The sequence below is a fragment of the Dactylosporangium sp. NPDC051087 genome (assembly GCF_055586325.1).
Map to the genome: position 1 here is coordinate 171,165 of NZ_JBVJIJ010000020.1, position 26,754 is coordinate 197,918.

23 protein-coding genes are annotated in these 26,754 nt (G+C 74.4%); 7 read left to right on the forward strand and 16 right to left on the reverse strand.

What is annotated here, in order from left to right; all coding sequences use genetic code 11:
* Positions 1 to 252 precede the first annotated feature (252 nt).
* Positions 253 to 3,198: an ABC transporter permease family protein gene (locus tag ACZ6TV_RS34485; protein ID WP_465301887.1), complete on the reverse strand. Its 2,946-nt coding sequence runs from the start codon at positions 3,196 to 3,198 to the stop codon at positions 253 to 255.
* 222 nt (positions 3,199 to 3,420) lie between these two features.
* Here ACZ6TV_RS34485 and ACZ6TV_RS34490 point away from each other — a divergent pair, with 222 nt between their 5' ends.
* Positions 3,421 to 4,023, forward strand: a complete 603-nt coding sequence (locus tag ACZ6TV_RS34490; protein ID WP_465301889.1) for a phosphonate degradation HD-domain oxygenase — start codon at positions 3,421 to 3,423, stop codon at positions 4,021 to 4,023.
* Between the two features lie 155 nt (positions 4,024 to 4,178).
* Here ACZ6TV_RS34490 and ACZ6TV_RS34495 read toward each other — a convergent pair whose 3' ends face one another.
* Positions 4,179 to 4,304, reverse strand: coding sequence for a hypothetical protein (locus tag ACZ6TV_RS34495; RefSeq protein WP_465301891.1), 126 nt, complete (start codon positions 4,302 to 4,304; stop codon positions 4,179 to 4,181).
* The gene (locus tag ACZ6TV_RS34500; protein WP_465301893.1) at positions 4,273 to 5,199 is read right to left on the reverse strand and encodes an EamA family transporter; all 927 of its coding nucleotides are present in this window, start codon (positions 5,197 to 5,199) and stop codon (positions 4,273 to 4,275) included. Before ACZ6TV_RS34500 ends, ACZ6TV_RS34495 begins: the two co-directional genes overlap by 32 nt.
* Before the next feature lie 47 nt (positions 5,200 to 5,246).
* Between ACZ6TV_RS34500 and ACZ6TV_RS34505 the strand changes: the two genes are divergently transcribed.
* On the forward strand, positions 5,247 to 5,759 hold the full coding sequence (locus ACZ6TV_RS34505) for a MarR family winged helix-turn-helix transcriptional regulator (RefSeq protein WP_465301895.1): 513 nt from the start codon (positions 5,247 to 5,249) through the stop codon (positions 5,757 to 5,759).
* Between the two features lie 22 nt (positions 5,760 to 5,781).
* Here ACZ6TV_RS34505 and ACZ6TV_RS34510 read toward each other — a convergent pair whose 3' ends face one another.
* The 4 genes from ACZ6TV_RS34510 to ACZ6TV_RS34525 are packed head-to-tail and all read right to left on the reverse strand — an operon-like array spanning position 5,782 to position 9,707.
* A complete protein-coding gene (locus tag ACZ6TV_RS34510) occupies positions 5,782 to 6,963 on the reverse strand; it encodes a serine hydrolase domain-containing protein (protein WP_465301897.1) in 1,182 nt (393 codons plus the stop codon).
* Positions 6,964 to 6,972: 9 nt separating this feature from the next.
* The gene (locus tag ACZ6TV_RS34515; RefSeq protein ID WP_465301899.1) at positions 6,973 to 7,575 is read right to left on the reverse strand and encodes a TetR/AcrR family transcriptional regulator; all 603 of its coding nucleotides are present in this window, start codon (positions 7,573 to 7,575) and stop codon (positions 6,973 to 6,975) included.
* Positions 7,568 to 8,629: a class I SAM-dependent methyltransferase gene (locus ACZ6TV_RS34520; RefSeq protein ID WP_465301901.1), complete on the reverse strand. Its 1,062-nt coding sequence runs from the start codon at positions 8,627 to 8,629 to the stop codon at positions 7,568 to 7,570. Before ACZ6TV_RS34520 ends, ACZ6TV_RS34515 begins: the two co-directional genes overlap by 8 nt.
* Before the next feature lie 4 nt (positions 8,630 to 8,633).
* Positions 8,634 to 9,707, reverse strand: coding sequence for an ROK family transcriptional regulator (locus tag ACZ6TV_RS34525; protein ID WP_465301903.1), 1,074 nt, complete (start codon positions 9,705 to 9,707; stop codon positions 8,634 to 8,636).
* A gap of 41 nt (positions 9,708 to 9,748) precedes the next feature.
* Between ACZ6TV_RS34525 and ACZ6TV_RS34530 the strand changes: the two genes are divergently transcribed.
* A complete protein-coding gene (locus ACZ6TV_RS34530; protein ID WP_465301905.1) occupies positions 9,749 to 10,984 on the forward strand; it encodes an MFS transporter in 1,236 nt (411 codons plus the stop codon).
* A 24-nt stretch (positions 10,985 to 11,008) separates the two neighbouring features.
* Here ACZ6TV_RS34530 and ACZ6TV_RS34535 read toward each other — a convergent pair whose 3' ends face one another.
* Positions 11,009 to 13,225 carry a PAS domain S-box protein gene (locus ACZ6TV_RS34535; RefSeq protein ID WP_465301907.1) on the reverse strand — a complete coding sequence of 739 codons (2,217 nt, stop codon included), beginning with the start codon at positions 13,223 to 13,225 and terminating at the stop codon, positions 11,009 to 11,011.
* A 273-nt stretch (positions 13,226 to 13,498) separates the two neighbouring features.
* Here ACZ6TV_RS34535 and ACZ6TV_RS34540 point away from each other — a divergent pair, with 273 nt between their 5' ends.
* Both ACZ6TV_RS34540 and ACZ6TV_RS34545 read left to right on the forward strand, forming a co-directional pair.
* Positions 13,499 to 14,281 carry an SAM-dependent methyltransferase gene (locus tag ACZ6TV_RS34540; RefSeq protein ID WP_465301909.1) on the forward strand — a complete coding sequence of 261 codons (783 nt, stop codon included), beginning with the start codon at positions 13,499 to 13,501 and terminating at the stop codon, positions 14,279 to 14,281.
* Positions 14,278 to 15,198 carry an RNA polymerase subunit sigma-70 gene (locus tag ACZ6TV_RS34545; RefSeq protein ID WP_465301911.1) on the forward strand — a complete coding sequence of 307 codons (921 nt, stop codon included), beginning with the start codon at positions 14,278 to 14,280 and terminating at the stop codon, positions 15,196 to 15,198. The genes ACZ6TV_RS34540 and ACZ6TV_RS34545 overlap by 4 nt, the downstream gene beginning before the upstream one ends.
* Before the next feature lie 90 nt (positions 15,199 to 15,288).
* Here ACZ6TV_RS34545 and ACZ6TV_RS34550 read toward each other — a convergent pair whose 3' ends face one another.
* Entirely contained in the window at positions 15,289 to 15,870 is a 582-nt protein-coding gene (locus ACZ6TV_RS34550) for a TetR/AcrR family transcriptional regulator (RefSeq protein WP_465301913.1), read from the reverse strand.
* Positions 15,871 to 15,933: 63 nt separating this feature from the next.
* Between ACZ6TV_RS34550 and ACZ6TV_RS34555 the strand changes: the two genes are divergently transcribed.
* Positions 15,934 to 16,866 (forward strand): hypothetical protein, encoded by a 933-nt coding sequence (locus ACZ6TV_RS34555; RefSeq protein WP_465301915.1) that lies wholly within the window; start codon positions 15,934 to 15,936, stop codon positions 16,864 to 16,866.
* Positions 16,867 to 16,917: 51 nt separating this feature from the next.
* On the opposite strand, the gene ACZ6TV_RS34560 is transcribed toward ACZ6TV_RS34555, so the two are convergent.
* Positions 16,918 to 18,642, reverse strand: coding sequence for a S1C family serine protease (locus tag ACZ6TV_RS34560; RefSeq protein ID WP_465301917.1), 1,725 nt, complete (start codon positions 18,640 to 18,642; stop codon positions 16,918 to 16,920).
* Between the two features lie 81 nt (positions 18,643 to 18,723).
* Here ACZ6TV_RS34560 and tsaA point away from each other — a divergent pair, with 81 nt between their 5' ends.
* On the forward strand, positions 18,724 to 19,134 hold the full coding sequence (tsaA, locus tag ACZ6TV_RS34565) for a tRNA (N6-threonylcarbamoyladenosine(37)-N6)-methyltransferase TrmO (RefSeq protein ID WP_465301919.1): 411 nt from the start codon (positions 18,724 to 18,726) through the stop codon (positions 19,132 to 19,134).
* A 3-nt stretch (positions 19,135 to 19,137) separates the two neighbouring features.
* Here the strand turns inward: tsaA and ACZ6TV_RS34570 are convergent, their stop codons facing one another.
* The 6 genes from ACZ6TV_RS34570 to ACZ6TV_RS34595 all read right to left on the reverse strand — a co-directional run bounded on the left by ACZ6TV_RS34570 (position 19,138) and on the right by ACZ6TV_RS34595 (position 26,751).
* Positions 19,138 to 20,031 (reverse strand): CPBP family intramembrane glutamic endopeptidase, encoded by an 894-nt coding sequence (locus ACZ6TV_RS34570; protein WP_465301921.1) that lies wholly within the window; start codon positions 20,029 to 20,031, stop codon positions 19,138 to 19,140.
* The gene (locus ACZ6TV_RS34575; protein WP_465301923.1) at positions 20,028 to 20,567 is read right to left on the reverse strand and encodes a PadR family transcriptional regulator; all 540 of its coding nucleotides are present in this window, start codon (positions 20,565 to 20,567) and stop codon (positions 20,028 to 20,030) included. Before ACZ6TV_RS34575 ends, ACZ6TV_RS34570 begins: the two co-directional genes overlap by 4 nt.
* Positions 20,568 to 20,671: 104 nt before the next feature.
* Positions 20,672 to 21,991, reverse strand: coding sequence for a class I SAM-dependent methyltransferase (locus tag ACZ6TV_RS34580; RefSeq protein WP_465301925.1), 1,320 nt, complete (start codon positions 21,989 to 21,991; stop codon positions 20,672 to 20,674).
* Positions 21,988 to 23,358, reverse strand: coding sequence for an FAD-binding oxidoreductase (locus ACZ6TV_RS34585; protein ID WP_465302051.1), 1,371 nt, complete (start codon positions 23,356 to 23,358; stop codon positions 21,988 to 21,990). The genes ACZ6TV_RS34580 and ACZ6TV_RS34585 overlap by 4 nt, the downstream gene beginning before the upstream one ends.
* Before the next feature lie 179 nt (positions 23,359 to 23,537).
* Positions 23,538 to 25,373 carry a N,N-dimethylformamidase beta subunit family domain-containing protein gene (locus ACZ6TV_RS34590; protein ID WP_465301927.1) on the reverse strand — a complete coding sequence of 612 codons (1,836 nt, stop codon included), beginning with the start codon at positions 25,371 to 25,373 and terminating at the stop codon, positions 23,538 to 23,540.
* A 1-nt stretch (position 25,374) separates the two neighbouring features.
* A complete protein-coding gene (locus ACZ6TV_RS34595) occupies positions 25,375 to 26,751 on the reverse strand; it encodes a condensation domain-containing protein (RefSeq protein WP_465301929.1) in 1,377 nt (458 codons plus the stop codon).
* Positions 26,752 to 26,754: the final 3 nt, after the last annotated feature.

The following is a 26,754-nucleotide window of genomic DNA, read 5'->3' on the forward strand; positions in this document are numbered from 1 at the left end:
CCCGAACCATCCGCAGAACCAACGACATCACCACGACAGACCCCGAACCACGGCGACCCGCCCACCCAACCGCCCATCGAAGGGAAGCACCACGGACGACCAGGCGACACCCGACTCGGGCAGCACAAGGGCAGCTGCAGCCGCGCCGAGCGCCGCTGACGGCCTCGACGGTGCCGCGGCCAGCCACATCACCGCGGCACGCTGCGGGCCGCGGCGGACCGGCCGAGCGGGCTGGCTTAGAGGCGGACGGTGTCATCGTGGGGTGGTCCGGTCGGTGGGGCCGGACAGTTGCCTGCTGAGCGGGAGGGTGGCGAGCCACCAGGCGAGGCCCAGCACGAGCAGCGCGACGGCGACGGACGCGCCGAGCGCCGCGGGCGGCAGCGCGGACGGGGCCGGCATGACCTGCCAGTCGTCGACGAACGGCCGTCCGGGCGGGCCGGTGACCAGGCGGGCGGCGACGGCGGCGAGCAGCCCGGCGAAGGCGCCGAGGACGAGCACCGCCGCATACCCGGCGCGGCCGGCGGTGACGGCGACCCGGGCCGGCAGGCCCTGCCGGCGCAGGGCGCGCAGCTCGGTGCGGCGACGGCGGCGCTCGACGGCGACCGCGACGGCGAGGGCGGCCGCGGCGGCGAGCACGCCGAGCGCGGCGGTGACGAGCTGGAGCCGGGCGGCGACGGCGGGGCCCTGCCCGGCGAGCCGGGCGGCGCGGGCGGTCGCGGTGTCGTCGCCGAGGACGACGAGCCCGGCGGTGGTGAGCGCGGCGACGACGGACTCGGGGGCGCCGTCGGCGAGCCACACCTCGGTGCGGCCGGCGGCGCCGCCGGTGCCGAGCCGCTCGGCGGCGTCGAGGTCGAGGAGGATGCCCTCGGTGCCGACGGCGGGGAGCACGCCGGTGGTGCCGGCGACCCGGACCGGGAGGGCGCCGCTGCCGAAGACGTCGACGGCCGGGTCGCCGAGCCGCCATCCCTCGGGCACCTCGCCGGCGACGACGACGGGCAGCGGCAGGCCGGCGGCGATCGGGTAGGCGACGCTGTCGCCGCGATACACCGCCGGTGCCTGGGCGAGCGTGAGCGTGCCCTGCCGGGCGACGACCGACACGGCGAGGCCCTTCGCCGGGGCCCGCCACAGCCGGGGGTCGCCGAGGGTGGCGCTGTCGAACACGTCGCGGTCCCCCTGCCGCAGCGCCTCGACGGTGAGCGCGTCGCCGGCGCCGGCCCTGACGAGGTCGAGCCGCGTGACGCGGCAGCCCGCGGCGCAGCCCTCGACGGCGGCGGTGACCTCGTGCGCCCCGGCGGGGACGGGGCCGAGCGTGACCGTGCTCAGCGACCCGTCGGCGGTGTCCTGGAGGTGTACCGCCAGCCTCACCCCGCCCTCGCCGGCGCCGCGGGCGCGCAGGACGAGCGGCCCGGCGCCGACGGTCGCGGGTGCCCTGTCCCCCACGGCCGGTGCCGCGAGCGAGGGCAGCGGCCCGTATTCGGGCCGCCACCGGGCGACGGCGGCGAGCCGGCTCGCGTCGACGGCGAGGACGCGGGGCCGGGCGGTGTCGTCGACGACGACGGCCATCGCGTGCCGCCCGCCGGGGTCCGCCTCTCGGACCGCCCGCAGCAGCAGCGTCGGGTTGGCGGCCCGCACGGTGAGGACGCGGGCGGCGCCGAGCTCCTGGCCGCTGCGGTCCGCCCGGGCGGTGTCGCCGGTGACCTGGGCGGCGGTGGCGGCGGTGAGCCCGGCGACGGCGACGGCGACGAGCGCGAACACCCGGTCGGCGCCGGGCCGCCGCGACACCTGCACCGCGGTGAGCCCGAGCCGCAGCCGGCCGCGGCGCAGCGCACCCGCCCCGGCCCGGTCGGCGGCGGCGCCCAGCAACCGGGCGAGGGGGACGGCGAGCACGACCGCCACGAGCACGGGGACGGCGGTGGCGAAGCCGTTGCGGCCGAGCTGGAACGCGCCGACGGCGGCCAGGATCACCAGGACCGCGTCGACCGCGCCGCGGCGCCAGCCGCGGCGGCGGCCCGGGACCTCGCGCAGCAGGACGGCGACCGGCGCCCGCAGGACCGGCACCTCGGCGCTGAGCACCGCGACCGCGGCGCCGAGCAGGGCCGCGCCGGCGGTGGCGAGGCTGGTCCGGAGCACCGCATCGCTGTCCGCGGCCGGTGGCTCGCCCGCCAACCCGTACGCCAGCAGCCATCCCAGGCCGAAGCCCACCGGTGCGGCGGCGAGCAGCGGCACGAGGTGCTGACCGGCGGCGTGCCGCAGCATCCTGCGCCGGGTGCTGCCGCGCAGCTTCAGCAGGGCCACGTCGCCGCGGCGGTCGCCGGAGGTGTGCCGGCCCGCGAGGCCGAGCGCGAACCAGCACAGCACGACCGCCTGCAGCACGCCGGCGAGGACGCCGCGGCGGATCGCGGCCCGGTCGGCGGCGATGCGGACGAGCAGGTCCTGGGTCGGCGCGATCAGGTAATAGCCGGCGCCGCGCAGCGTGTATTCGGCGCGGCGCAGCTGCTCGGCGAGGCCGGGCCCGGCGAGCGCCCGCCCGGGCACCGCGGTCGTGTAGTCGAACGTGGGGTCGACGAAGCGGCTGCTGTCGAACGCTGCCGCGGCGAAGAAGAACGGGTCGATGTTGCCCGACGTGTCACGGCGGAACAGGGCATTGGCCCAGTAGAGGCCGGCCGGGTCGACGAGCTCATAGCGCCCGACGACGCGGACCTGCTCCTGCGGCGCGCCCGGCTGCGAGCTGAGCGTCACGGTGTCACCGATGTGCAGGCCCAATGCGTCGGCGGTGTCGCCGCTGACGACCGTCTCGCCGGCCGCCCGCGGGCAGGTGCCCTCGATGCGCATGTGGTCGCAGGCACCGTCGCGATAGGCGGCGACGACGCTCGACGAGCCGCTTCTGCCGAACGACATGGACACGGACAGGCCGAGGACCGGCGCTTCGTCGCGGACGGTGAGGAGCCGCTCGACGCCGGCGCGGAACGTGGCGAGCGCGACCGCCGCGTCGCCGTCGGTGTCGGTCTGCCGCCGCACGGACAGCATGCGCTGCGCGGCGGGTGCGACGGCGACGGCCGCGTCGGTGGCCCGGCGCTCGGCGGCGGCCGCATACCAGGGTCCGGCGGTCGCGGCGGTGACGAGCAGGACCGCGAGCGTGAACACCGTCCATGCCTGCGCGGTGCGCGCCCGCAACGCGCCCAGCACCAACCGGAGCACCTGCCACCTCCTCGACCAGGTGTTAGGCAATCTACGGTCCAGGTACGACAAAAACGACGGCAGGCCCCGGCTTCGTGTGCCGGGACCCGCCGTCTGTCGCGCCGCTCGCACCCGCAGTCGATAGGGCAGTACGGATGCTGAGGGCTTCTCTCCTGTCGTTGCCGGGCGGATCGACATCCAAACATCACCTGGTGGTCAGACGCGGGTCGTACCGTCGCGAGGATGAGGCCGAGGTCGCTGATGGACCCGATCCTGGGGATCGCCGCACTGTTCGAGGGCGACGGGGCGCGCGAGTACCTCGGCGAACCGGTGACGCAGGCGCAGCACATGCTGCAGACCGCCGCGCTCGCCTCGGTCGCGGGCGCGCCGCCGCCGCTGGTGGCCGCCGCGCTGCTGCACGACGTCGGGCACTTCCACGGTGTCGTCACGGGCGCGCAGCTGATGGAGGGCACCGACAACCGGCACAGCGACACCGGCGCGGACTGGCTGGCCCGCTGGTTCGGCCCGGCGGTGACGGAGCCGGTCCGCCTGCACGTCGCGGCGAAGCGTTACCTGTGCGCGGTCGAGCCCGGCTACCACGCGCGACTGTCCGACGCCTCGCGGTTCACGCTGTCCGTGCAGGGTGGCCCGTTCACCGCGGAGCAGGCGGCGTCGTTCGAGGAGCTGCCGTACGCCCGGGACGCGGTGGCCCTGCGCCGCTGGGACGAGCGGGCGAAGGACCCGAAGGCCCGGGTGCCGGGCTTCGACTCCTACCGCGGCATGCTGCGGCTGCTGCTGCGGCCCGCTGTCGTTTCCGTACAAGACCGGCGCGGCGGTGCTTCCTAGGCGCGGACGAGCCGGTCGACCGGGGCCTCGGCGTCCGCAGCGACGTGCCGACCGCGAACTCGATGCCGACGAACGCCGCGCCCTCCGGCACGGGCACCGTGCCGGAGGTGGTCCCGGGTCCGGGGACGCTCGCATACCCCGTGGCCGTCGCGCTGCTAGAAGACGAGGCCCCAGTTGACCCCCGCGACCGAGGTCATCGTCGTGACGTGGTCGCTGGTGCAGGTCCACACGGCGTCGACCCGGGAGGAGTCAGACGCGCGCGTCCCGAACCGCAGCCGCACGGGTGAAGGATAGGCGCAGCGGCGCGGCGCTGGTGCCGGCCACGACCGCGGTGAGCACGGCGGCGGCGCCGAGCAGCTGCCCCGGCGACAGCGACTGCCCCAGGGCGAGCCAGCCGAGGACGGCGGCGACGACCGGGCTGAGCAGGCCGAGCAGCGTGACCCTGGCGGGCGCGAGGGCGGTGACGCCGCGGAACCACAGGAAGTAGGCGCCGGCGGTGCCGACCAGCGACAGGTAGCCGAACCCGGCGGCGTTCGTCCAGGTCAGCACGGGCGGCAGCCCTTCGACGACCAGCATCACCGGGGCGAGCAGCAGCCCGCCGACGGTCAGCTGCCAGCCGGTCAGCGCCAGCAGTGCGGTGCGCCGGTCGGGCAGGCCCTCCGGCGTGCCCCAGCGGCGGCCGAGGACGGTGCCCAGCGACATCGACACCATGCCCGCGGCCGCGGCGGCGAGCCCGATGGGGTCCAGCGCCGCGTCGGAGCGCAGCACCAGCAGCGCCACCCCGGCCAGCCCGGCGCCGCCGGCGAGCAGCACGCGACCGCCCGGACGCTGGCTGAGCAGCGCGAACGCGAGGGCTGCCACCACGAACGGGCCGAGCGCGCCGAGGACGGCGGCGATCCCGCCGGGCAACCGGTACGCCGCGACGAACAGCAACGCGAAGAACAGCCCGATGTTCAGGAAGCCGAGCACCGCCGCGCGCCACCACCAGGCGCCCTGCGGCAGTGCCCGGCGCCCGGCGAGGGCCGCGACGACGCCGACCAGCAGCAGCCCGGCCGGCAGGGCGCGCAGCGTCCCGGCGAGCAGCGGCCGCCCGTCGGGCAGGAACTCGGTGGTGACGAGGTAGGTGGTGCCCCACAGCGCGGGCGCGGCGGCGGTGGCCACGGCAAGGTTCCTCATGACTAAGTAGCTTACCACTAAGCTACTTAGTTACAAGATATGAGAGGATGCCAACCGTGGCAGACGACGTCGACCGGATCGTCGAGCAGTGGGCCCGCGAGCGCCCCGACCTGGAGACCGCCGCGATGGCCGCGTTCGGCCGGGTGTACCGGCTGGCCCGCATCGTCGGCGAGCGGCAGGAGCGGGTGTATGGCACGCTCGGCATCAACCGCGGCGAGTTCGACGTGCTCGCGACCCTGCGCCGCGCGGGCGCGCCCTTCCAGCTGTCGCCGAAGTCGCTGACCGCGTCGCTGATGCTCACCTCCGGCGGCATGACCGGGCGCCTGGACCGCCTGGAGCGGGCCGGGCTGGTCGCCCGCTCCCCCGATCCCGCCGACCGGCGCGGCCTGGTCATCACCCTCACCGACGCCGGCCGCACCCTCATCGACGAGGCCGTCACGGTCGGCCTGGCCGCGCAGCGCGAGGTCTTCGAGCGGCTGCCCGAGCCGGACCGCCGCCGGCTAGCCGTCCTGCTGCGCGACCTCCTCGCCGCCGCCGAGCAGGGCACCGCGGACGGCTGACCCCGCGGCGCCCGCGCGGCGCTCAGTCGTCGAACGCCTGGTAGACGGACGTCCAGAGGTCGGTCCACATCGGCAGTTGCTGGTCGCCCGCGTGGGCCCGCTGCAGCATGAAGATGACCGTCAGGTCCTCGGCGGGGTCGTTGTACCAGACGGTGCCGTAGTAGCCGGGCCAGCCGTAGCTGCCGACGGACGGGCCGAGCTGGGTGCGGCGGGTGCGCACGGACATGCCGAAGCCCCAGCCGATGTCGTCGAAGTAGTCCGGCCGGAAGCCCGACACCGCCTTCTGCGCGGGGGTCAGGTGGTCGCTCGTCATCAGCGTCACCGACGGCCGGGACAGCACCCGCTCCCCGCGGTGGATGCCGCCGGCCAGCATCGCCGAGGCGAAGGCGAGGTAGTCCTCGGCGGTCGACACGAGGCCGCCGCCACCGCTCTCGAAGGCCGGCGGGCGGCTGTACCTGCCGCCGGGACCGTCCTCGACGACCGGCGCGCCGGTGGCGTCGTTGTCGCGCTCATACGCCGTGGCCAGCCGCTCCAGGCCCGCCGCGGGCACGCTGAAGCCGGTGTCCTGCATCCCGAGCGGCGCGCAGACCCGCTCGCGCAGCGCGGCGCCGAAGGACATGCCCGTCGCCCTGGCGATGAGGACGCCCAGGATGTTGGAGCCGGTGTCGTACATCCAGCGCTCGCCCGGCTGGTGCAGCAGCGGCAGCGCGCCGAGCCGGCCCAGCCACTCGTCGGGCGGATGCTCGCCGGTCCCCGGCAGCGCGTCGGCGATCGGGACCGTGCCCGGCTCGGCGGGGACCATGCCGGTGCCCAGCGTGTACGTGAGCAGCATCCGCAGCGTGATCGGCCGCTCCGCCGGGACGGTGTCGTCCAGGGGTCCGCGAGGGTCGGTGAGCACGGTCATGTCCGCCAGCTCCGGCAGCAGCGCGTCGACCGGGTCGTCGAGGCGGAGCGTGCAGTCCTCGACGAGCGTCATCGCGCACGCGGCGACGATCGGCTTCGACGACGAGCCGAGGCGGAAAATCGTGTCGGCCGCGACCGGCACCCCCGAACCGGGACCGTCGAACGCGAGGTTGCCCGCCGCTTCGAGCCGCACCTCGCCGTGCCGGGCGAGCAGTGCCAGCGCGCCGGGGACGAAGCCTGTGTCGATGTGCCGGTCGAGCTGCGCCCGCACCCGAGCCAGCCGCCTGGAGGAGAATCCCACCTTCGCACCCTACGGCACCTCGGCGCCGTCGTCCGATCGCTCGGCCCGCGCCGGTACGGCACCGCCGAGCGCGGCACGGAGGATGTGCTCGGCGGTGGTGGCGAGGCGGTCGTGGTCGAGGGTGTCGTCGAGGACGGTCTGCAGGAGCAGGCCCTGATACACGGCGATGAAGATCCTGACGACCGAGTCCACGTCGACGCCGGGCGGGAGCGGGGTGCCGGCGAGGAACGCGGCGGGCCGGTCGACGCCGGAGCGGACCAGGTCGCGGATGCGTTCCGAGCGGACCGTCTCGGCCCACACCTGCAGCGACAGGCGCAGGGCGTCGCGGGTGGCGGGGTCGCCGAGGGAGCGCAGCAGGTCGGTGTACGCGACCACCGGGTCCTCGCTGAGCAGGCGGCGTTCACGCTGCTCGTGGCGCTCGGTGACGATGGCGGCGATCATGTCGTCCTTGCCGCTGAAGTACCGGTAGACGAGGCCCGCGCTGACGCCTGACTCGCGGACGATGTCCTGCACGGACGTGCGGTGGAAACCCTCGCGGGCGAAGCAGGCGGCGGCCGCGTCGAGGATCTGCCGCCGCCGCGCGGCGAAGTGCGCGTCGCCGACCTTAGGCAAGACCGCCCCCTGACCCGGCGGCACCGGCTCCTGACCCGGCCGCATCGGCTCCTGACCCGGCGGTATCGGTCACCGGCCCGGCGGCGCCGGTCACTGTCGCCCGGGCGACGCGGTAGAACTCGGCGGTCGGCTCGGCCTGGCGCGACGGGGGCAGGAGCCGGCGGGCCGCGTCCCGGGTCGACAGGTCCTCGTCGAGGCGCAGGCCGCGCTCGCGCAGGTAGCCGGGCACCGCGGCCGGGTCGAGGCCGAACGTCCACGGCTCGCCCTCCCGGCGCACCGCGGCGTGCCACTCGGCCGCGCCGGGGAACGTGGCGGTGCCGTCGAGGACGCCGCGGTCGACGTACGTGAAGATGACGGTGCTGCCCGCCGGGCACAGCGCGGCCAGGCAGCGCAGCGTCGCGTCGACCGCGGTGGCGTCGAGGTAGTTGGTGACGCCCTCCCAGATCACGGCGGTGCGCAGCGACGGGTCGAGGCCGGCGGCGCGCAGCACCGTGCCGAGGTCGTCGACGCCCAGGTCCGCGGGCGCGAACACCACGCCGGGGCGGGCGTGCCGGCCGAGCCGCCGGCGTTTCGTCGCCTGGGTCGCGGGGTGGTCGACCTCGAAGTACGTCACCCCGGCCGGCCCGCGATGGGCCCGGCTGTCGAACCCGGCCCCGAGCAGCACGACCTGCCGGACCCCGCCGGAAAGGATCCCACCGGAAAGGTCGCCGCCGGATGAGGCACCGCCGGAAAGAGCACCGCTGGATGAGGCGCCGCCGGAAGCAACACCGCCGGAGCGGGCGCCGCCGGACAGCGCGGCGGCGAGCCAGCCGTCGATGAGCCCGGTCCGCACCACCGCCGAGGCCCGCGGCCCGCCGGTATAGCGCCGGTCGATGTAGCCCACCAGCACCCGATGCACGCCGGGCAGCCGGCACAGGGCCAGCAGCGGCCGGTGCCGCGGCGCGAGGAGCCGCCGCGCGGGCGGGTCGCGGAACAGCCCGCCGCCAGGCCGGGCCGTCTCGAGGGCGCGGAACATGGCGACGTGCTCGGCGGTGCGGCTGCTCCGGTCGATCACGCCCTCAGAATAATGAACGAACACCCATTTTTGAAGGGATCCCGTACGCCGCGTCGAGCACCTGCATCGCCGCCCCCGCCGCGATGACGTCGGCACGCAGGTCGGCGAGGGTCACCGACACCGACTGCCAGTGGGAGCGGGGTATGGCTGAGCGCGTCGCGGCCTCGTACACCTCGGGGAAGCGCAGCAGGTCGGCGCCGGCGAGCACGATGTGGTTGACGTCGGTGGTCCGCAGCAGGTTGACGATGCCCACGGCGAGCACCCGCGCCGCGTCGGCGACCCGGCCGCCGGCGACCGCGGCGTCGTGCAGGATCTCCAGGCACCCGTCGCGGCCGCAGACGCAGCGCGGCCCGTCGAGCTGCAGGACGGTGTGCCCGAACTCGCCGGCGTTGGTGTGCGCGCCCCGGTAGGCGCCGCCGCCGAGCCACAGCCCGGCGCCGATGCCCGACTCGACCATGATGAGCGCCCCGTCGCGGAAGGCGGGGCCGCGGCGCCAGGCCTCGGCGGTGACTCCCGCGGTCACGTCCTTGTCCAGGTGTACGGGCAGCGCCAGGGCCTCCTGCGCGAGGTCCCGCAGGGGCACGTCGTGCCAGTGCCGCAACCTGTGGGCGCCCCGGACGATGCCGGCCGCGTGATCGAGCGGGCCGACCATCCCGATCCCCACCCCGACCAGGTCGGTCTCGAACGCGACGTCCGCGCGGACCGCGTCCAGGAGCTGCCCGGGCGTGAAGTCCGGCGGCAGCGGCGTCACCCGCGACGCGAGGACCGTCCCGGCGAGGTCGGTCAGCACGGTGCGCAGCGTGGTGCGGGCGACGTGCACCCCGGCCGCGTGGCGGCTGCCCGGCACGAGCCGGTAGATGCTGGCCGGCTTGCCGACGCCCTGCCGGCGCACCCCGCAGATCTCGACCAGGCCCTGCTCGGCGAGCCGGCCGAGGACCTTCGACACCGCCTGCGGGGTCAGCCCGGTGGCCTCGGCGACGCCCGCGCGGTCGAACTCGGCCCTCGTCCGGGCGAGCGCGACGACGAGCGACTCGTTGTAGTCCCGCAGGTGATCGAGGTGGGCGCCGGGCGTGTCCATCACCACAGTCTATTACGCAACAGCGTTGCTAAACTGCCCGCATGGACCACCTCACCGCGTCCCGGCGCTGGACGGCGCTGCTCGCCCTCGCGCTCGGCGGCTTCGCCATCGGGCTCACCGAGTTCGTCGCGATGGGACTGCTCCCCGACATCGCCCGCAACCTCCTGCCGTCGCTCTACGAGCAGTCCGGCGCGAAGGCCGTCGCCCGCGGCGGCTGGATGATCACCGTGTACGCGCTCGGCGTCGTCGTCGGCGCGCCCACGATCGCGGCGCTGACCGCCCGGCTGCCCCGCAAGCACCTCGTCGTCGGGCTCCTCGCGCTGTTCGCCGCCGGCACGGTCGCCTCGGCGCTCGCCCCGACGTTCGAGCTGGTCCTCGTGGCCCGCTTCGTGGCCGCGCTGCCGCACGGCGCCTACTTCGGCGCGGCCGGCCTGCTCGCCGCCGCCATCATGGGCCCGGGCAACCACGCGAAGGGCTTCGCGGTGGTCCTCGGCGGCCTCACCGCGGCCAACCTGGTCGGCGTGCCCGCCATCACCCGGCTCGGCCAGACGGCGAGCTGGCGCACGGCGTACATGGTGATCGCCCTCATGTTCGTGCTGACCCTCCTGGCCGTCCTCGCCACCGTCCCGGCCGTCGCCGCCGCGGTCGACGGCTCCCCGCGCGCCGAGCTCGCCGCCTTCCGCGCGCCGCAGGTCTGGCTCGTCGCGGCGGTCGCCGCCCTCGGCTTCGCCGGCTTCTTCGCCATCGACAGCTACATCGCCCCCGTCACCACACACGTCGCGGGCCTGTCCACCGGGACCGTCCCGTGGGTCCTCGTCGCCGTCGGCCTCGGCATGACCGTCGGCAACGCCGCCGGCGGCTACTTCTCCGACCGCGACCTGCGCCGCAGCATCCTCGGCGGCTTCGCCGTGTTCATCGCCGCGATGGTGGTCTTCGCGCTCGTCGCCCACTCCCCGGCCGGCCTGTTCGCCGGCGCCTTCCTGATCGGCGCCGCCGGCCTCTTCCTCGGCCCGGCCATGCAGGCCCGCCTGATCAGCGTCGCCCCGACCGCCCAGCTCATGGGCGCCGCGGTCAACCAGTCCGCGATGAACATCGCCAACAGCCTCGGCGCCGCCCTCGGCGGCCTGGTCATCGCCCGCGGCTGGGGCTACCTCGCCCCCGCCTGGGTCGGCGTGGCGCTCGGCGTGGTCGGCCTGGCCCTGGCGGCGGTCAGCTTCCTCGTCGAGGGCCGTACGCGCCCCGCCGCTCCCAAGGAGCCCGCCCTCACGGCACGGTGACCGCCCGCGGCGGGTGAGGGCTCGCTAGGGCGTGAGCTGCTCGGCGACGGCGGCGAGGAGGTCGGCGCCGGTGAAGGGTTTCTCGACGAGGTGGACGCCCGGGTCGAGGATGCCGTTGCTGGTGAGGACGGGCTGGGCGTAGCCGGACATGAAGAGGACGCGGGTGTCGGGGCGGGCCTGCTGGAGGCGTTCGGCGAGGACGCGGCCCAGCATGCCGGGCATGACCACGTCGCTGAGCAGCAGGTCGATCGGGCCCTCATGGGCGGCCGCGACCTCCAGCGCGTCGGCGCCGTCGGACGCGGCGAGGACCGTGTACCCGCCGCGGCCCAGGATGCGGGTCGTCACCTCGCGCAGCGCCTCCTCGTCCTCCGCGACGAGGACGGTCTGGCCCTGGCCGGCGGGGCGTTCCGCGCAGGGCACGTCGCCCGCGGGCAGGGGCTGGGCGTCGCTGGCCGGGAGCAGGACGGTGATCGTGGTGCCGAGGCCCGGTTCGGAGTACAGGCGGACGGTGCCGCCGGCCTGCACCACGATGCCGTAGACGGTGGCCAGCCCGAGGCCGGTGCCGGCGCCGCTGGGCTTGGTGGTGAAGAACGGCTCGAAGGCCTTGTCCTGCACGTCGCGGGGCATGCCGGTGCCGGTGTCGGAGACGCGCAGCCGCACGTACGTGCCGGGCATGAAGCCGTCGCGGGTCATGGAGTGCTCGTCGCCGACGGTGATGGTGCCGGTGTCGATGGTGAGCCGGCCACCCTCGGGCATCGCGTCGCGGGCGTTGACGGCGAGGTTGACCAGGACCTGTTCGAGCTGGCCGGGGTCGGCGACGACGGAGGGCAGCGGATCGGACAGTGCGGTGCTGAGCTCGATGTGCTCGCCGATGGAGCGGGCCAGCATCGGCTCGACCCCCGCGACGACGTGGTTGACGTCCAGCGGCACCGGGCGGACCACCTCGCGGCGGGCGAAGGCGAGCAGCTGGTGGGTGAGCTCGCTGCCGCGCTGCCCGGCCCGCAGGATCTGGCGGGCGTCCTCCTCGAACGGGGTGCCGGCGCCGTCCTCGACGATGAACTCGGCGTAGTTGAGGATGACCGCCAGGAGGTTGTTGAAGTCGTGCGCGACGCCGCCGGCGAGCTGGCCGAGGCTCTCCAGGCGCTGGGTGCGCTGCAGCCGCACCTCGTCCATCTGCCGGTCGGCCTCGGCGCGCAGCCGCTCCTGCTCGGCGCGGGCGAGGATCTGCTCGGTGACGTCGCGGATGCCGGCGATCGCGATGACGCCCTCGTCGGTGTGCAGGACGCTGCGGGTGATGTCGACCGGGACAAGGGTGCCGTCGCGGCGGCGGGCGGCCGGCCCGGTCCAGCCCTCGGCGTGCGCGCCGTCGGGCAGCAGCCGCGCGACGGGCATGTCGAGCAGGTCATAGCGGGGGTAGCCGAACAGCCGCTCCGCCTGCGTGTTGACCAGCGCGACCCGGGCCGACTCGTCGGCGCCGATGAGCGCGTCGGGCGCGGCGTCCAGGACGGCCTGCATCTGCGCCTCGGCGCGCTCCCGCTCGCTGATGTCGCGGGTGGTGGTGGTGATGCCGATGGTGCGCCCGTCGCCCGAGGTCAGCGGCGACACCAGCATCGACACGGTGAAGACGGTGCCGTCGGCGCGTTGGCGCAGCGTCCGGTACGGGTCGACGCGCCCCCCGGCGGCGACGATCGAGCGGATCTCGGCCTCGTCGACGCGGCGGGACGGCGGGATGATGAGGTCCTTCGACCGGCCCAGCATCTCCCCGGCCGTGTACCCGTAGAGCCGCTCGGCGCCCGGGTTCCACGACAGGACGATCCCCTCCAGGTCGGTGGAGACGATCGCGTCGTGGGACGACTGCACGATCGAGGCGAGCAGCGACCGGGCCCGGTCCACGCCCGTCACCCCGGTGAGATCGTGCAGGACGGCGAGGATGTGCCCGTCGACGACCGACAGCGTGACCTCCGCGGAGAAGAGGGTGCCGTCGTGCCGGACCGCCCGCAGCGGCTGGCCCTGCCGCCGGTCGGGGTGGGTGGCGCGCAGGTACGCGCGGACCCGCTCGATCATCGGCGGGTTCGCCGGCGGCACCAGCACGTTGACCGACTCGCCGACCAGGTGTTCGGTGCCGAACATCGTCCGCGCGGCCGCGTTGGCGAACGCGATCACGCCGTCGCCGTCGCTCACCACGATCGCGTCCGGCGCCACCTCGAGCAGGCCGCTCGCGAGCGCCTCCGTCCACCGCACCTGACCGCCCCCGCACGTCCGCCTCTTCACTCAGAGTAAAGTCCCAAATACTGACAGTTGCGAAGTTTCGGAAAGCGGTGGCCCGGCCGAGGCCTGGAGCGCAGCGGAAGGCGGCAGGCATGAGCGAGCTTCGCGAGCGAATCATGTCGCAGCTTTGGCTCAGGCTGACGCCTGGAGCGCAGCGGAAGGCGGCAGCGTGAGCGAGCTTCGCGAGCGAATCATGTCGCAGCTTTGGCTCAGGCTGACGCCTGGAGCGCAGCGGAAGGCGGCAGCGTGAGCGTCGACCCGAACCGGCCAAGCGCCGCCCGCATCTACGACTGCCTCCTCGGCGGCACGCACAACTTCGCCGTCGACCGGGAGGTCGCCGAGCGGGCGGTCGACCTGGTCCCGGACCTGCCGCAGGTCGCCCGCGACAACCGGGCGTTCCTGCACCGGGCGGTGCGGCTCGCCGCCGCCCGGGGCGTGCACCAGTTCGTCGACATCGGCTCCGGCATCCCGACCGAGGGCAACGTCCACCAGGCCGCCCGCGCCGCCGACCCCGGGGCCAGGGTCGTCTACGTCGACGTCGACCCGACCGCGGTGATCCACTCCCGGCTGATCCTCGGCGACGACCCGCTGACCGCGGTCCTGCAGGCCGACCTGCACCAGGCGGACCGGATCCTCGACGACCCGGCGGTGCGCGCGCTGGTCGACTTCGACCGGCCGGTCTGCCTATTGTTGGTCGCGATGCTGCACTTCATCCCGGACTCCGCGGACCTGCGCGCGGCGCTGCGCCGCTACCGGGACGCCGCCGCGCCGGGCAGCCTCCTCGTCGTCACGCACGGCACCGCGGGCTCACGCACCGAGCGGCTCGAGGCCCTCGCGGACCTGTACGTGCGGACCGGCACGCCGCTCGTCCTGCGTGACCACGACGCGGTCCTCGGCCTGTTCGACGGCTGGGACCTGCTCGAGCCCGGGCTCGTCAGCCTGCCCCAGTGGCGTCCCGACCCGGGCGACCCGCCGGTCGGCGACCCGGCCGCCTACGCGGGCCTCGCCGCGGTCGGTGTCCGCACGTGATCTCCGGGCCCGACCTCGACACGCACCGCACGGAGCTCACCGGGTACTGCTACCGCATGCTCGGCTCCGCGTTCGACGCCGAGGACGCCGTCCAGGAGACGATGCTGCGGGCGTGGCGGGCCGCGGACCGCTTCGACGAGCGCCGCGCGACCCTGCGGACCTGGCTCTACTCGATCGCCACCAACGTGTGCCTGGACGTGCTGCGCGCCGCGGGCCGCCGGGCCCTCGCCGTCGACCTGGCGCCCGCGGGCACGCCCGGCGGCGGCTTCGGGGCGCCGCTGCCGGAGACCGCGTTCGTCTCCCCCGTCCCGGACGCGCGTGTCCTGCCCGCCGACCCGGCGGACCTCGCCGTGCGGCGCGACACGATCCGGCTCGCGTTCGTGGCGGCGCTGCAGGTGCTCCCGCCGAAACAGCGGGCCGTGCTGATCCTCCGCGACGTCCTCGCCTGGTCGGCGGCGGAGGTCGCGGCACTGCTGGACGCGTCGGTGCCGTCGGTGAACAGCGCCCTGCAACGCGCCCGCGCCGCGCTGCCCTCCGTGCCGGTGCAACGGCAGCCGGACCTCGACCAGGATCTCCTGGACCGTTACGTGCACGCGTTCACCAACCACGACGTCGACACGCTCGTCTCGCTGCTGCACCGGGACGCGACGATGTCGATGCCGCCGTTCTCGTGGTGGCTGTCCGGGCGCGACGCGATCGAGGCCACGATGCGGGCCTCGGACGCGTGCCGTGGTGACGTGCTGGTCCAGGTGCGGTCCAACGGCGGGCCCGCGTTCGGTCAGTACCGCGACGGCAGGCCCTTTGCGCTGCTCCTGCTCACCGGCGGCCCGCTGATCACGTCGACGGTCGCCTACCTCGGCCGCGCGGACCTCTTCCCGCTGTTCGACCTGCCGCCGAGCCTCGTCCACGCGGGCTGAGCCGAGCGGACACGCGGGGAGCCGAGCGGACACGCGGGGAGCCGAGCGGACACGCGGGAGCCGAGCGGACACGCCCCTCGCGCCCGGCGGTCACGCGAGCTGCGACAGGGCCGCGTACGCGGTCTCGGCCTCCGCCCGCACCTCCTCGCGCACGGCGGCGGGGTCGGCGCCGGCGCGGATCCGGTCGCGGATCTGCGCGTGCAGCGCCCGGTCGACGCCGGCGAGCACGGCCGCCTTCCACCGCTTCCCGTCCGGCAGGGCGCCGGCCAGGGCCTCCTCGGCCCGCTCCGACAGCAGCCGCGCCCGGGCCTGCAGCGCCGGCGAGTCGTCGACGACCTGCCAGAACGCGCCGGCGTCCGGGGACAGGCCGAGGGTCGGCTCGCCGCGGTCCAGCTCCTCCAGGAACCGCCGGCGCACGGCCGCGACCGGCGACTCGTCCGGGGCACGGTCCCGGACCGACGCCGCCAGCCGCTGCACGATCTCGTCCTGACGGTCGAAGAAGAGGTCCTCCTTGGTCGGGAAGTAGTTGAACGCGGTGTTCACCGAGACCCTGGCCGCCTCGGCGACCTCCGCGACCGTCACCCGGTCGAACCCTCGCGCCAGGAACAGCCCGAGCGCCGCGTCCGCGATCGCCGTCCTGGTCGCCGCCTTCTTCTCCGCCCGCAACGCCACACCGCAAATCATAGCGTCACTTCAAATTTGGTGTGACACTAAGTTTCGTCGTACGGTGGCCGCATGCTGAACTTCGGGATCTATCCGGGCGGCCTCGGCGCCGACATGAACGGCGTGCCCACCCCGGGCCCGGCCGAGGACGCGGCGCGCATCGACGAGCGGCTCGGCGAGCTGCGCCCGCACCTGGTCCGCGGATACGTGCACTACAGCGACGCCCTCGGCGGCCACCAGGAGGCGCCGCCGCACCCCGAGCGGCACGCGCGCGACGGCCGGCGGCTCGACCTCGTCGCCTGCTTCCACGAGCCCGGCGACGACCTCTCCGGCTGGCTGGCATACCTGCGCGGGCTGGTCCGCACGCACGGCGACGTCCTCGCCACCCTCCAGGTCGGCGAGGAGGCCAACCACGCCGGCCCCGGCGGCGACGGCGGGTTCCCGCAGGTCATGCGGGCGATCGTGGAAGGCGTCCTGGCGGCCCGCGACGAGGTGGACCGGCTCGGCCTGGACGTGCTGGTCGGCTGCAACTCCACCCCGGTCTTCGACCCCGCGCAAGACTTCTGGACCGGGCTGGGCCGGCTCGGCGGCGGCGAGTTCCGCGACGCGCTCGGCTACGCCGGCCTGGACTTCTTTCCCGACGTGTTCCGTCCTGTACCGGTGGCCGCCTTCGGCGACGCCGTCGCGGCGGTGCTCAGCGGGTTCCGCGGGACGAGCCTCGCGGCGGCCGGCATCCCCGGCTCCGTGCCCATCCACGTGACCGAGCACGGCTGGGCGACGGGCCCCGGCCGGTCCTACGAGCGGCAGGCCGACGTCCTGGAGACCGTCGTGCGGACGATCGACGGGCTGTCCTCGTCCTTGAACATCACCACCTACGAGCACTTCTCGCTGCGCGACGCCGACTCGGCCAACGAGGACGTGATGTTCCAGTTCGGCCTGGTCCGCTCCGACTACACGCCGAAGCCCGCGTTCGAGCGGTTCCGTGCGCTGATCGCCGCGCGGTGAACAGCACGACGGCCCGCGCTGTGGCGAGCGCGGGCCGTCGGCGGCGAAAGGTCAGGGGGACTCGCCGAGCGTGACGGTGAGCTGCTGCTCGGCCCCGTCGCGCTTGATGGTCACCTTGAGCTGGTCACCGGCCTTCCCCGCCTGGACGGCGTTGATCAGGTCGGTCGCGTCGTTGATCTGCGTGGTGCCGGTCTTCGTCACCAGGTCGCCGGTCTTCATGCCGGCCTTGTCCGCCGGGCCCGCCGCGACGACCCCGCCGATCAGCGCGCCGCCGTCGCCGTCGCCGAGCTGCACGCCGAGGTACGGGTGGCTGACCTTCCCGCCCTTCGCCAGCTGGTCGGCGGCGGAGCGGGCCCGGTTCGCCGAGATCGCGAAGCCGACGCCGATGTTGCCGTTGCTGTTCTCCCCCGCGGTCAGGATCGCGGTGTTGATGCCCACGACCTCACCGGCGAGGTTGACCAGCGCGCCGCCGGAGTTGCCGGGGTTGATCGCCGCGTCGGTCTGGATCGCGTCGGCGATCGACTTCGCGCCCTGCTCGCCCGAGCTGATCGTGCGGTGCAGCGCGCTGACGATGCCGGCGGTCACCGACCCCTGCAGGCCGAGCGGGCTGCCGACGGCCAGGACCGTGTCGCCGACGCGGAGGGCGTCGCTGTCGCCGAACTTCGCCGCCGTCAGGTTGGACACGTTCTGCGCCTTGATGACCGCGATGTCGCCGGCGGGGTCGGTGCCGACGACGGTGGCGCTCGCCGTCTTGCCCGTGCTGAACGTGACGGTCAGCTTCGTCGCCCCGGCGACCACGTGGTTGTTGGTAATGATGGTGCCGTCGGTGCTCATGATGACGCCGGAGCCCTCGCCCTCGCCGGTCGTGATGTCCACGACGCTGGGCAGGACGGCTTCGGCGACCGCGCCGACCGAGCCGCGCTCCAGGTTGGGCGCGGCGTTGCGGGTGATGACGGTCGTCGGCCCGTCCCCGTCGCCCGCGAAGTTCGTGGCGACGAGCCCGCCGCCGAACGCCGAGACGACCGCGATGACGACGCCCGCGATGATGAGCCCGGCGACCCTGCCGCCGCGGACGGGCTGTGCCTGCCCGTATCCCGGCTGGCCGTATGGGGCGTGACCGGGGTGACCGTACGGGTTGCCGTTCCCCGGCTGGCCGCTGCCCGGCTGGCCGGAGATCGGGTAGCCCGAGACGGGGTAGCCGGAGACCGGCTGGCTGCTGTATCCGGGGTGCGTGCCGTGCCCGGGGCCGGCGGCCGCGGGGAACGCGCCGGTGCGCGACGCGTGCCAGGTCTGCGCGGCGGGCAGCGGCGTGGTGGTGTGCTGCGAGTGCCCCGGCAGCTGCGCCGTCGGCCCTCCACTCACCGGACCGCCACCGCCAAGAACGCCACCGCCCGGTGCCCCGAAACCCAGGACTCCGCCGGCCGGAGCGCCGGTCGGCTGGGCGCCGATGCCCGGTGCTCCGCTGCCCGGGACGCCGGTCGGCTGGGCGCCGATGCCCGGTGCTCCGCTGCCCGGGGCGCCGGTCGGCTGGGCGCCGGTCACCGAGGGCGGGAACGGGCCGGCCGGGATCTGTGCGGTCGACCCCGTGCGCTGCTCAGCGCCGGTCGGGCGGGCCCAGACCGGCGCCGGGCCGGCGGCGGGCGCGGCCCCGGCGGACGCCATGGACGCCGGGAGGTCGGAGGTGCCCGGGGAGCTGTCCGCGCCCGGCGGCTGGCCGGGGGTCGCGGGGCGTGCGGCGGTGGGCGGTGCGCTCCACTGGCGGTCCTCGTCACTCATGATGTCCACATTGCACACCGCACCTCCGCCCAAACTGGACTTCGGCTGGGAACTCGCCGTGAGCCTGTACGGTCGACCTCCATGACCGATTTCGTCGTTCAACCGGTCGGTTGGGTCGAGTCGCCCCTGCTGGACCGTGCGCAGGCGCCCAGGCAGGGCGACGAGGGCGCTCCCGACGCCTGGCTGCGCTTCACGGCGGCCGTCGAGCCGGCGCTGCGCGACCTCACGGCCGGCACCGACGTGTTCCTGCTCACCTGGCTCGACCGCGCCGACCGCACCGCCCTCACCGTCCATCCCCGCGGCGACACCGGCCGCCCGGCGACCGGCGTCTTCAGCACCCGCTCCCCCGACCGGCCCAACCCGGTCGGCCTGCACCGCGTCACGATCCTCGCCGTCGACGGCACCCGCGTGCACGTCAGCGGCCTGGAAGCCCTCGACGGCACCCCGATCGTCGACGTCAAACCGGTGCTCGGCCGGGTGGAGGAGCGTTGAGCCTCACCGCACGGTCACGGGCGCCGGTGCCTGGATCACGTCGCCGGGCCGGCGCCGCGGGCGGCGGGCGACGAACAGCAGCCCGAGGCCGGCGAAGAGCAGGGTCATGACGACCGAGGCGGCGGCCGGGGAGAACCACGCGTCGGCGTGGCCGGTGAAGCGCAGGTGCCCGTCGACGACCAGCGGGGTCACGATCGCGTTGGTCATGCTGTGCAGCACGACGCCGGGCCAGATCGAGCCGGTCCGCACCCGCAGCTCGCCGTAGACCAGGGCGGCCGCGGTCAGGCCGGCGAACATCAGCGCCAGGAACAGCGGCCAGGACAGCGACGTCACCAGGCGCATGTCGGCGTCCGACGTCCACACCAGATACAGCGGCAGGTGCCAGGCGGCCCAGACGACGCCGACGAGCAGGTGCGGCGTGGCCTTTCCGGGCAGGTCGAGCGCCATCGCCGTGCGGGTGCCGTACCCCCGGAAGATGAACTCCTCGATGGGATTCTTGACGACCTGCACGGCGAGGACCGTCAGAAACGCGGCGAGGAACGGCTCGCCGCCCGTCAGCGACAGCGTCACCCCGCCGGCGGCGAGCCCGGCACCGATCGTGATCGCGGCGAGCACCGGATAGAGGCCCGCCGCCGCGCCGAACCAGCGGGCCCGGTGCGGGAAGCGCAGCGTCAGCCCGAGCGGGCCCGCGCCGTCGCGGGAGGCGAAATACAGCGCCAGCGCGGTCGCCACCGGCCCGAGGATGAACAGCAGCATGCCGGGCGTGCCGCCGCTGTCGCTGAACGCGGCCTCGTTGGCGAGCGGGGTGCCGGCGGCGACGTCGGCGGCCACCCCGAGCCACCCGGCGCCGACGACGGCGATGCTGAAGAGGACGAAGTTGCGCCGGGCGCGGGTCATGGCTCTCCCTGGAGCGTGTCGAGGCATTCTTCCGCCCAGGCGGCGGCCGCCCGGGTGTGGTGGATCCCGGCGAGGACGGTCATGCGGATGTACGGCCAGTCGGGCGTGTCACCCTCCTCGGCGGCGAGGTGCGCCAGGAGCCGCTCGTATTCGGCGAGCTGCGCCTCGGCGGCGTCCTTGGCGCCCCGCAGCAGCTCCCGGCACCGCTCCCGGCCGAGGACCCGGCCGAAGAAGAGCCGCAGCAGCAGCCCGTTTCGCGGCGGGTTCTCCTGGACGGGCTCGTTGAGCAGCTCGATCAGCCTGACCGTCCCGGACGGGGTGATGACGAACACCGACGACCGGGCCCTGGCACCCTCCTGCCGCCGCACGTGGCCCTCGTCTTCGAGGGCCTGCAGCGTCGGGTAGATCTGCCCGAAGCTCTCGCTCCAGAAGTGTCCGAGGACGTCCCGGATCGCCTCCCGCAACGCATATGCCGTCATCGGCTCGACGGTGAGCGCCCCGAGGACCGCCACCTGCGTCTGACTGGATCTGCTCATGCACCCATCCTCATGTATCTGCCAGATATTTCTAACAGATATATGGCGCCGAAAACAAGCGGCACGCCTCCCGCTGGAGACGTGCCGCCGGCCGTGCCTGTGGGTTACGCGGTCCAGTCGGGCCGCAGCGGGTACGACGAGTCGCCCAGCCGGGTCGTCTTCGTGGCGAGGATCTGGTGCAGCTGGATCTGGTTGCGCTCGAAGGCGAAGCGGGAGCCCGCCATGTAGAGGCCCCAGACCCTGGCGGTGCCGACGCCGACCTCGTCGACGCAGGCGTCCCAGTGCTCCACCAGGTTCCGGTTCCACCCGGCGAGGGTGTAGCTGTAGTGCATCCGCAGGTTCTCTTCGTGCTGCACCTCGAACGCCATGTCGTGGACCGCGCTGACGAGCTTGCCGGGGCTGGCGAGCTCGCCGTCGGGGAAGACGTACCGGTCGATGAAGGCGCCGGTGCGGTGCGAGGTGCGGTTGTCCGCCCGGGTGATGCAGTGGTTGAGCAGGCGGCCGCCGGGCTTGAGCCGGTCGCGCAGGGTCTTGAAGTACCGGGGGTAGTTGCGCAGCCCGATGTGCTCGGTCAGGCCGATGGAGCTGATCGCGTCGAAGTGCTCCAGGGGCGCGTCGCGGTAGTCCAGGTGGCGGACCTCGGCGAGGTGGCCCAGGCCCTCGCGCTCGATCGCCGCCTGCGCCCACGCGGCCTGCTCGCGGGACAGCGTGACGCCGAGGGCCTTGACGCCGTACTCGCGGGCCGCGTGCCGGACCATGCCGCCCCAGCCGCAGCCGACGTCGAGCAGCCGCATGCCGGGCTTCAGGGCGAGCTTGCCGGCGACCAGGTCGTACTTGTTGGACTGGGCCTGCTCGAGGGTGTCGCTCGGCGAGCGGTACACCGCGCAGGTGTAGGTCATGGACGGGCCGAGGACCTTCTCGTAGAAGGCGTTGGAGACGTCGTAGTGGTGGTGGATGGCCTCGGCGTCGCGGCCGCGGCCGTGGCGCAGGCCGTTGAGCGTGCGCTTCCAGTTGGGCAGGTGCTCCTGCGGCGGGGGTGGCGGCGGGCGCAGCCGCTCCCAGCCGAGGCCGCGCACCAGCCGCAGCGCGTCGGCGGGTGACGGCATCCGCAGCTGCAGCCCGCCTTCGAGCGCCTTGAGCGCCTCGTACGGGTCGCCGGGGTGCACGCCGTGCAGCTCCAGGTCGCCCGTCACGTAGGCGCGCGCCATGCCGAGGTCGCCGGGGGCGGTCAGCAGGTAGGTCAGCCCGCGCTCGGAGGCGACGTGCAGGGTGATCGCCGCGGTGTCGGGCCCGACTGAGCTGCCGTCGTACGCGGTGATGCGCACGGCGGGCTCGCCGTCGGTGACGGCGCGGACGATGTCCGCGACGGTGGGCATCGGCGGACGCTGCCGCGGCGCCGAGAAACGCTTGTTGGTGATGGTCATCGTCGCCCCACTACCTTGTCGTAGAGGTCGGTCAGTCTGTGGCCGGGGTCGTAGCGGTCCTTCACGGCGCGGTACGCCTCGGCTCCGTAGAGCCGGTCGAAGGTCTCGCGGTCGTAGTACGCGTCGGAGTACAGCGACTTGTGGCCGCCGAGCTCGGACACCTTTTCCTCGATGGCCCGGTTGACGTCGCCGTCGGTGGCACCGGGCACGATCGGGACGGTGCCCCAGAATCCGACGTTCACGTAGGGCTCGCCCGCGTGCATCGGATAGAGGGGCCAGGTCGTGCCGGAGCGCAGCCGCAGCGGGCAGAGCCAGATCGGGGCCATCGGCACGTTGGACGTGAACCATTCCAGGAACTTGCCGGTGAGCGCGAGGGGAAGCTCGACGTCCTGGACGACCCGCTCGCGGTCGGGGTTGCCCCGCAGCCGGTCGATCCTGGCGGCGACGCCGTACCGGTTCTCCAGGCGCACGATGCGGTGGTAGACGTCGCTGCGGCGCAGCCGGGTCGGCCACAGCCGCCGTACGAGCGGCTGCTGCGCCCCGAACGCGGCCGAGCACCAGAACCAGTCGGTGTCCCACCGCCACAGGTAGTCGTAGGCGGTAAGGCGGTCCGTCGCCTTCGCGCGCAGCGACTGGTAGTAGATCGACTGGCCGGTGTAGTCGCTGGCCGGTCCGGTGCCGCCGGCGAACTCGCCGAGCACCAGGTAGGACTCCTCGGGCCGGAAGACGACGCCGTCCATGACGTCGACGTCCGTGCCGTCCCAGCGGCCGGTCCGCATCACCTCCGCGACGGCCTCGAGGAGGTCCTCGACGTCGTCGAAGCGGATGTTGCGGAGGGCGACCTGCGGGGTGATGGGCTGCAGCTCGATGCGCAGCCGGGTGGCGTACCCCAGGCTGCCCAGCGAGTTGGGGAACGCCGCGAACAACACCGCGTGCTCGTTGTCGGGGCGGGCGGTGACGATCTCGCCGGCACCGGTGAGGATGTCGAGCTCGATCACCGACTCGTGCGGCAGGCCGTGCCGCCAGGACGTGGCCTCGATGCCCAGTCCGGTGACGGCACCGCCGAGTGTGATGGTGCGCAGCTGCGGCACGACCAGCGGCATCAGTCCGTGCGGCAGGGTGGCGTCGACGAGATCTTCGTAGGTGCACATGCCCTGCACGTCGGCGGTGCGGGCGAGCGGGTCGATCTCGACGACGCCGTCGAGACCGCTGACGTCGAGTCCGGCGGGCCCTGCCGCCGATCTCGGGCGGAACAGGTTGGATGTCTTCTTGGCCAGGCGGACCGGGCTGCCGTCCGGCACCGCGGCGTACGAGGCGCGCAGTGTCGCCACGGCCCGCTCGTGCTCCGGCCACCCTTTCGGGTTGATCCGTCTCACTCGATCACCTCCTTTCCTGTGAAGGTCCCCGTGACCTTGCACATTCCAGGTGTTCAAGAGTTGAAACTTGCACATTAGGCAAGATCATCCAACGACAGGTGATCAACCTCACTGCACGCGTGGGTAACTTGACTCTGCGGGTTTTCTAGGGGCCACGCCAATACGACGGTCTATTTCTCCCGCCACACCAGGGGCAGGCCGGTCGCGGCGCCGACGAGGTGACCGCCGGCGCTGCCGGCGAGGAGGGTGTAGGGCTGCGGCCCGGTCAGCGGGGTCCAGCCCAGCGGCGCGCGGACCGGCGGCCGGGTGACGATCCGCCCGTCGCCGTCGACGCCGAACAGCAGCCCGCTCGCGCCCGTCACGGCCCGCACCCCGCCGGCCGGCCCGATCGCGGTCCACGTGGTGTCACCGGCGGCGAGCGCGGCGAGCGTGAGGCACCACAGGCAGCCGTCGCCGTCGACGGCGAAGAGGGTGCCGTCCGCGGCGGCGATGGCGTCGGTACGAGCGGGAGCGGCGCCGAACTCGACCCAGCCGGCGGCGTCGACGATCGGCTCCCGGTAGACGAGCCGCCCGGCCCGGGTGACGCCGTAGAGGCCGACGGCGAGCCCCGACACCGCCTCGCGGGGCGCGGCGAGGCAGACCGGCGGGTCGCCGGCGGCGCTGCCGGGGATGCGGCGCCAGGCGAGGTTCTGCCCCGACAGTTCACGGTGCACGAGGTCGCCGCCGGTGGTGAGGCCGAAGAGCCGGTGCTCGGCGGCGGCGAGCGCGACCAGGTCCGGCGCCGGCCCGATCACCTCCCAGCCGCCGGTGCCGGTCGTGGACAGCCGGTCGAGGACGTTGCGGGTGATGCGGTCGACGGCCGCCTGACCCAGGGCGCTGCCCCAGTTGACGGTCGCGGCGTTGAACACGGTCCCCGCGCCGAGCCGGAACACCCCCATGGTCGCGTGGCCGCCCTGCCCGAAGTGCCGCCAGTGCCGCAGGTCCGCGGTCGCCAGGATCACGAACGACGCCGGGGTGCCGTCCCGGCCGGTGATCCTCGGGACGCCGTCGACCTCCTCGAAGAGGGCGGCGTCGGTCTCGTACCCGACGGCGCCGAGCGCGAACCGGTCGCCGTCGGCGAGGCCGGTGCCGGCGAACACCCAGTGCCCGGCGAACCGGACCGTGTACTCGGCCTCGTTCATGACGTCCATGAAGTCGCCCCAGGCGCCGGCGCCGTGCCGGTAGCTGACGCCGGTCATCGTGTTCTCCGGCCGGTGCACCGGCGCGCTGGACCACTCCACGGTGACGCGGGCCGGGTCGGTCACGGCGAGGGGGTCGCGGACCGCGTCGCGGTAGCAGGTCATGCTCCGCCCGCCGTCGCCGAAGCGGGCCTGCCAGAAGGCGGTGTTCCCGGCGAAGTAGGCGACGTTGCCGCCGGCGAGCGTGAACGCCTCGACGGCGTCGCGCATCTCCTTCGACCAGTACTCGTCGTGGCCGTTGACGACGAACAGCCGGTAGCCGCGCAGCAGGGCGCCGCCGAGCCGGTGCAGGTCGAGGTTGGAGCAGTAGTCCACGGCGTACCCGGCGGGGCGCAGCCAGCGCAGCAGCCCGTCCTCCCAGCGTTCCGGCGGTGGGCCGCCGCCGGGCCGGTCGAAGGTGACGGTCGTGGCGCGGGTCGCCTCCTCGGCGAAGTACAGCCCCTCCCCCGGCTCGCCCGAGCGGTTGTACGCCTGCCACGTCGCGAACGGCACCGACACCAGGATCCGCCGCCGTTGCGCGGCCGGGCGGACCACGAACCACACCTCGTCGGTGCCCCCGGGGGCGGTGAACACGGCCCGGCACAGCGTGCTGCGCCAGCCGTCCGGCACCGTCAGGGTCCACTGTGGACCCTCGGCGGTCGCGGTCAGCAGCAGCTCGTCGTCGGTGGCGTCGAGCACGTCGACGCGCACCGGGCCGGCGGCGGCCAGGACGGTGAAGCGCAGGGTCCCGCCGGGCGGGCACGAGGTGGCGTCCGCGTAGGCGCGCACGTCACGCCGCGACCGCGGCCTCTGCAGCGGCCCGCAGCAGCAGCTCCTCGATGCCGCGCAGGTGCGCCTCGACGGCGGCGGCGGGCAGGACCGCCGTGTCGGCGAACAACGTCAGGTCGAGGCTGCCGGGGACCGCGTTGACGTGCAGGAAGTAGCGGGCGCCGTAGTGCTCGACCCGCTCCCAGCGCAGGGTCGTCGCCGGGCGCAGCGCCTCGATCGCCGCCGGCGTCACCGTCGCGCCGGCGGCGACCGGGGTCTGCGCGTCGAAGCGGCGGTCGTTGAACGACACCGACAGGTCGACCTCGCCGCCGCGCGCCGCGCCGATCCCGGCGAGGAGGTCGTCCAGCGCCGCCGGGTCGTACTGGGCGTGCAGGTACGCCTGCAGCGACGCCCGCATCGTCCGGCCGATCACCGGCAGGAGGTCGTCGGGTGCTTCGGGAGGGCCGACGTCGATGACGCACAGACCGTCCTGCGACGCCGGTCCGACCGCGCCGGCGAGCCCGGGGCGGAAGCGGTTGCTGACGATCACCTGCACCACCGTCTCGCGGGCGCCGGTCTGCCGGGCGAGCTGCACCGCCGCGGCGGCGAGGATGACGGCCGACGTGCTGACCTGCTCCCGCCCGGCGAGCAGCGTGACGGCGAGGTCGCCGGCGGGCGAGCCGAGCGTGGCGGCCCAGAACGGCGGCTCGCCCTCCGGGCGGGGCGCCTCGGCGGGGAAGCGCCGCAGCGGCACGGCTTCCAGGTGCCTGGACCAGTAGCGCAGCGCCTTCTCGCTCTGCCGGCGGCCCGCGCCGGACCGCTGGTGCAGGGCCTGGTCGTAGGGCTGCCGGTCCTCGGAGTCGGCGAGGGGTTCGCCGCGCAGGCCCAGCACGACGTCGCGGACCAGCGCGGTGAGCCCGCCGCGGTCGGTGACGAGGTGGCAGATGCCGAACACGGCGTGGGTGACGACGTCGCCGACCCGCACCGCGCCGGCCCGGAACGGCCAGTCGTTCGGGTAGTCGTACGCCGGGGCGGTCAGCCGCTCCTGCAGCGCCCTGGCCTCGGCGGCCGCGGTGTCCGCGGTGGCGTCCACGACGTGGACCTCGATCGTGCCGGCGGCCGCGACGTCCTGCAGCGGCGTGCCGTCCCCGTCCTCGCGGACCCTGGTGCGCAGCGACTCGTGCCGCTCGACGACCGTGCGGACGGTGGCGGTGATCCGCGACAGCGGCGTGCCGGTGGAGATGCCCTCGCCCTCCAGGTCGGTCACCCAGCTCATGTTGAGCGCCGCGTCGTCGGGGACCATCCGCTGGATGGCCCGCCAGATCGCGACCTGTCCCCAGCTCAGCCCGCAGACCCCGCCCCGGCTGCCGCTGAACTCGACCAGCGCCCGCTCCGTCATCGT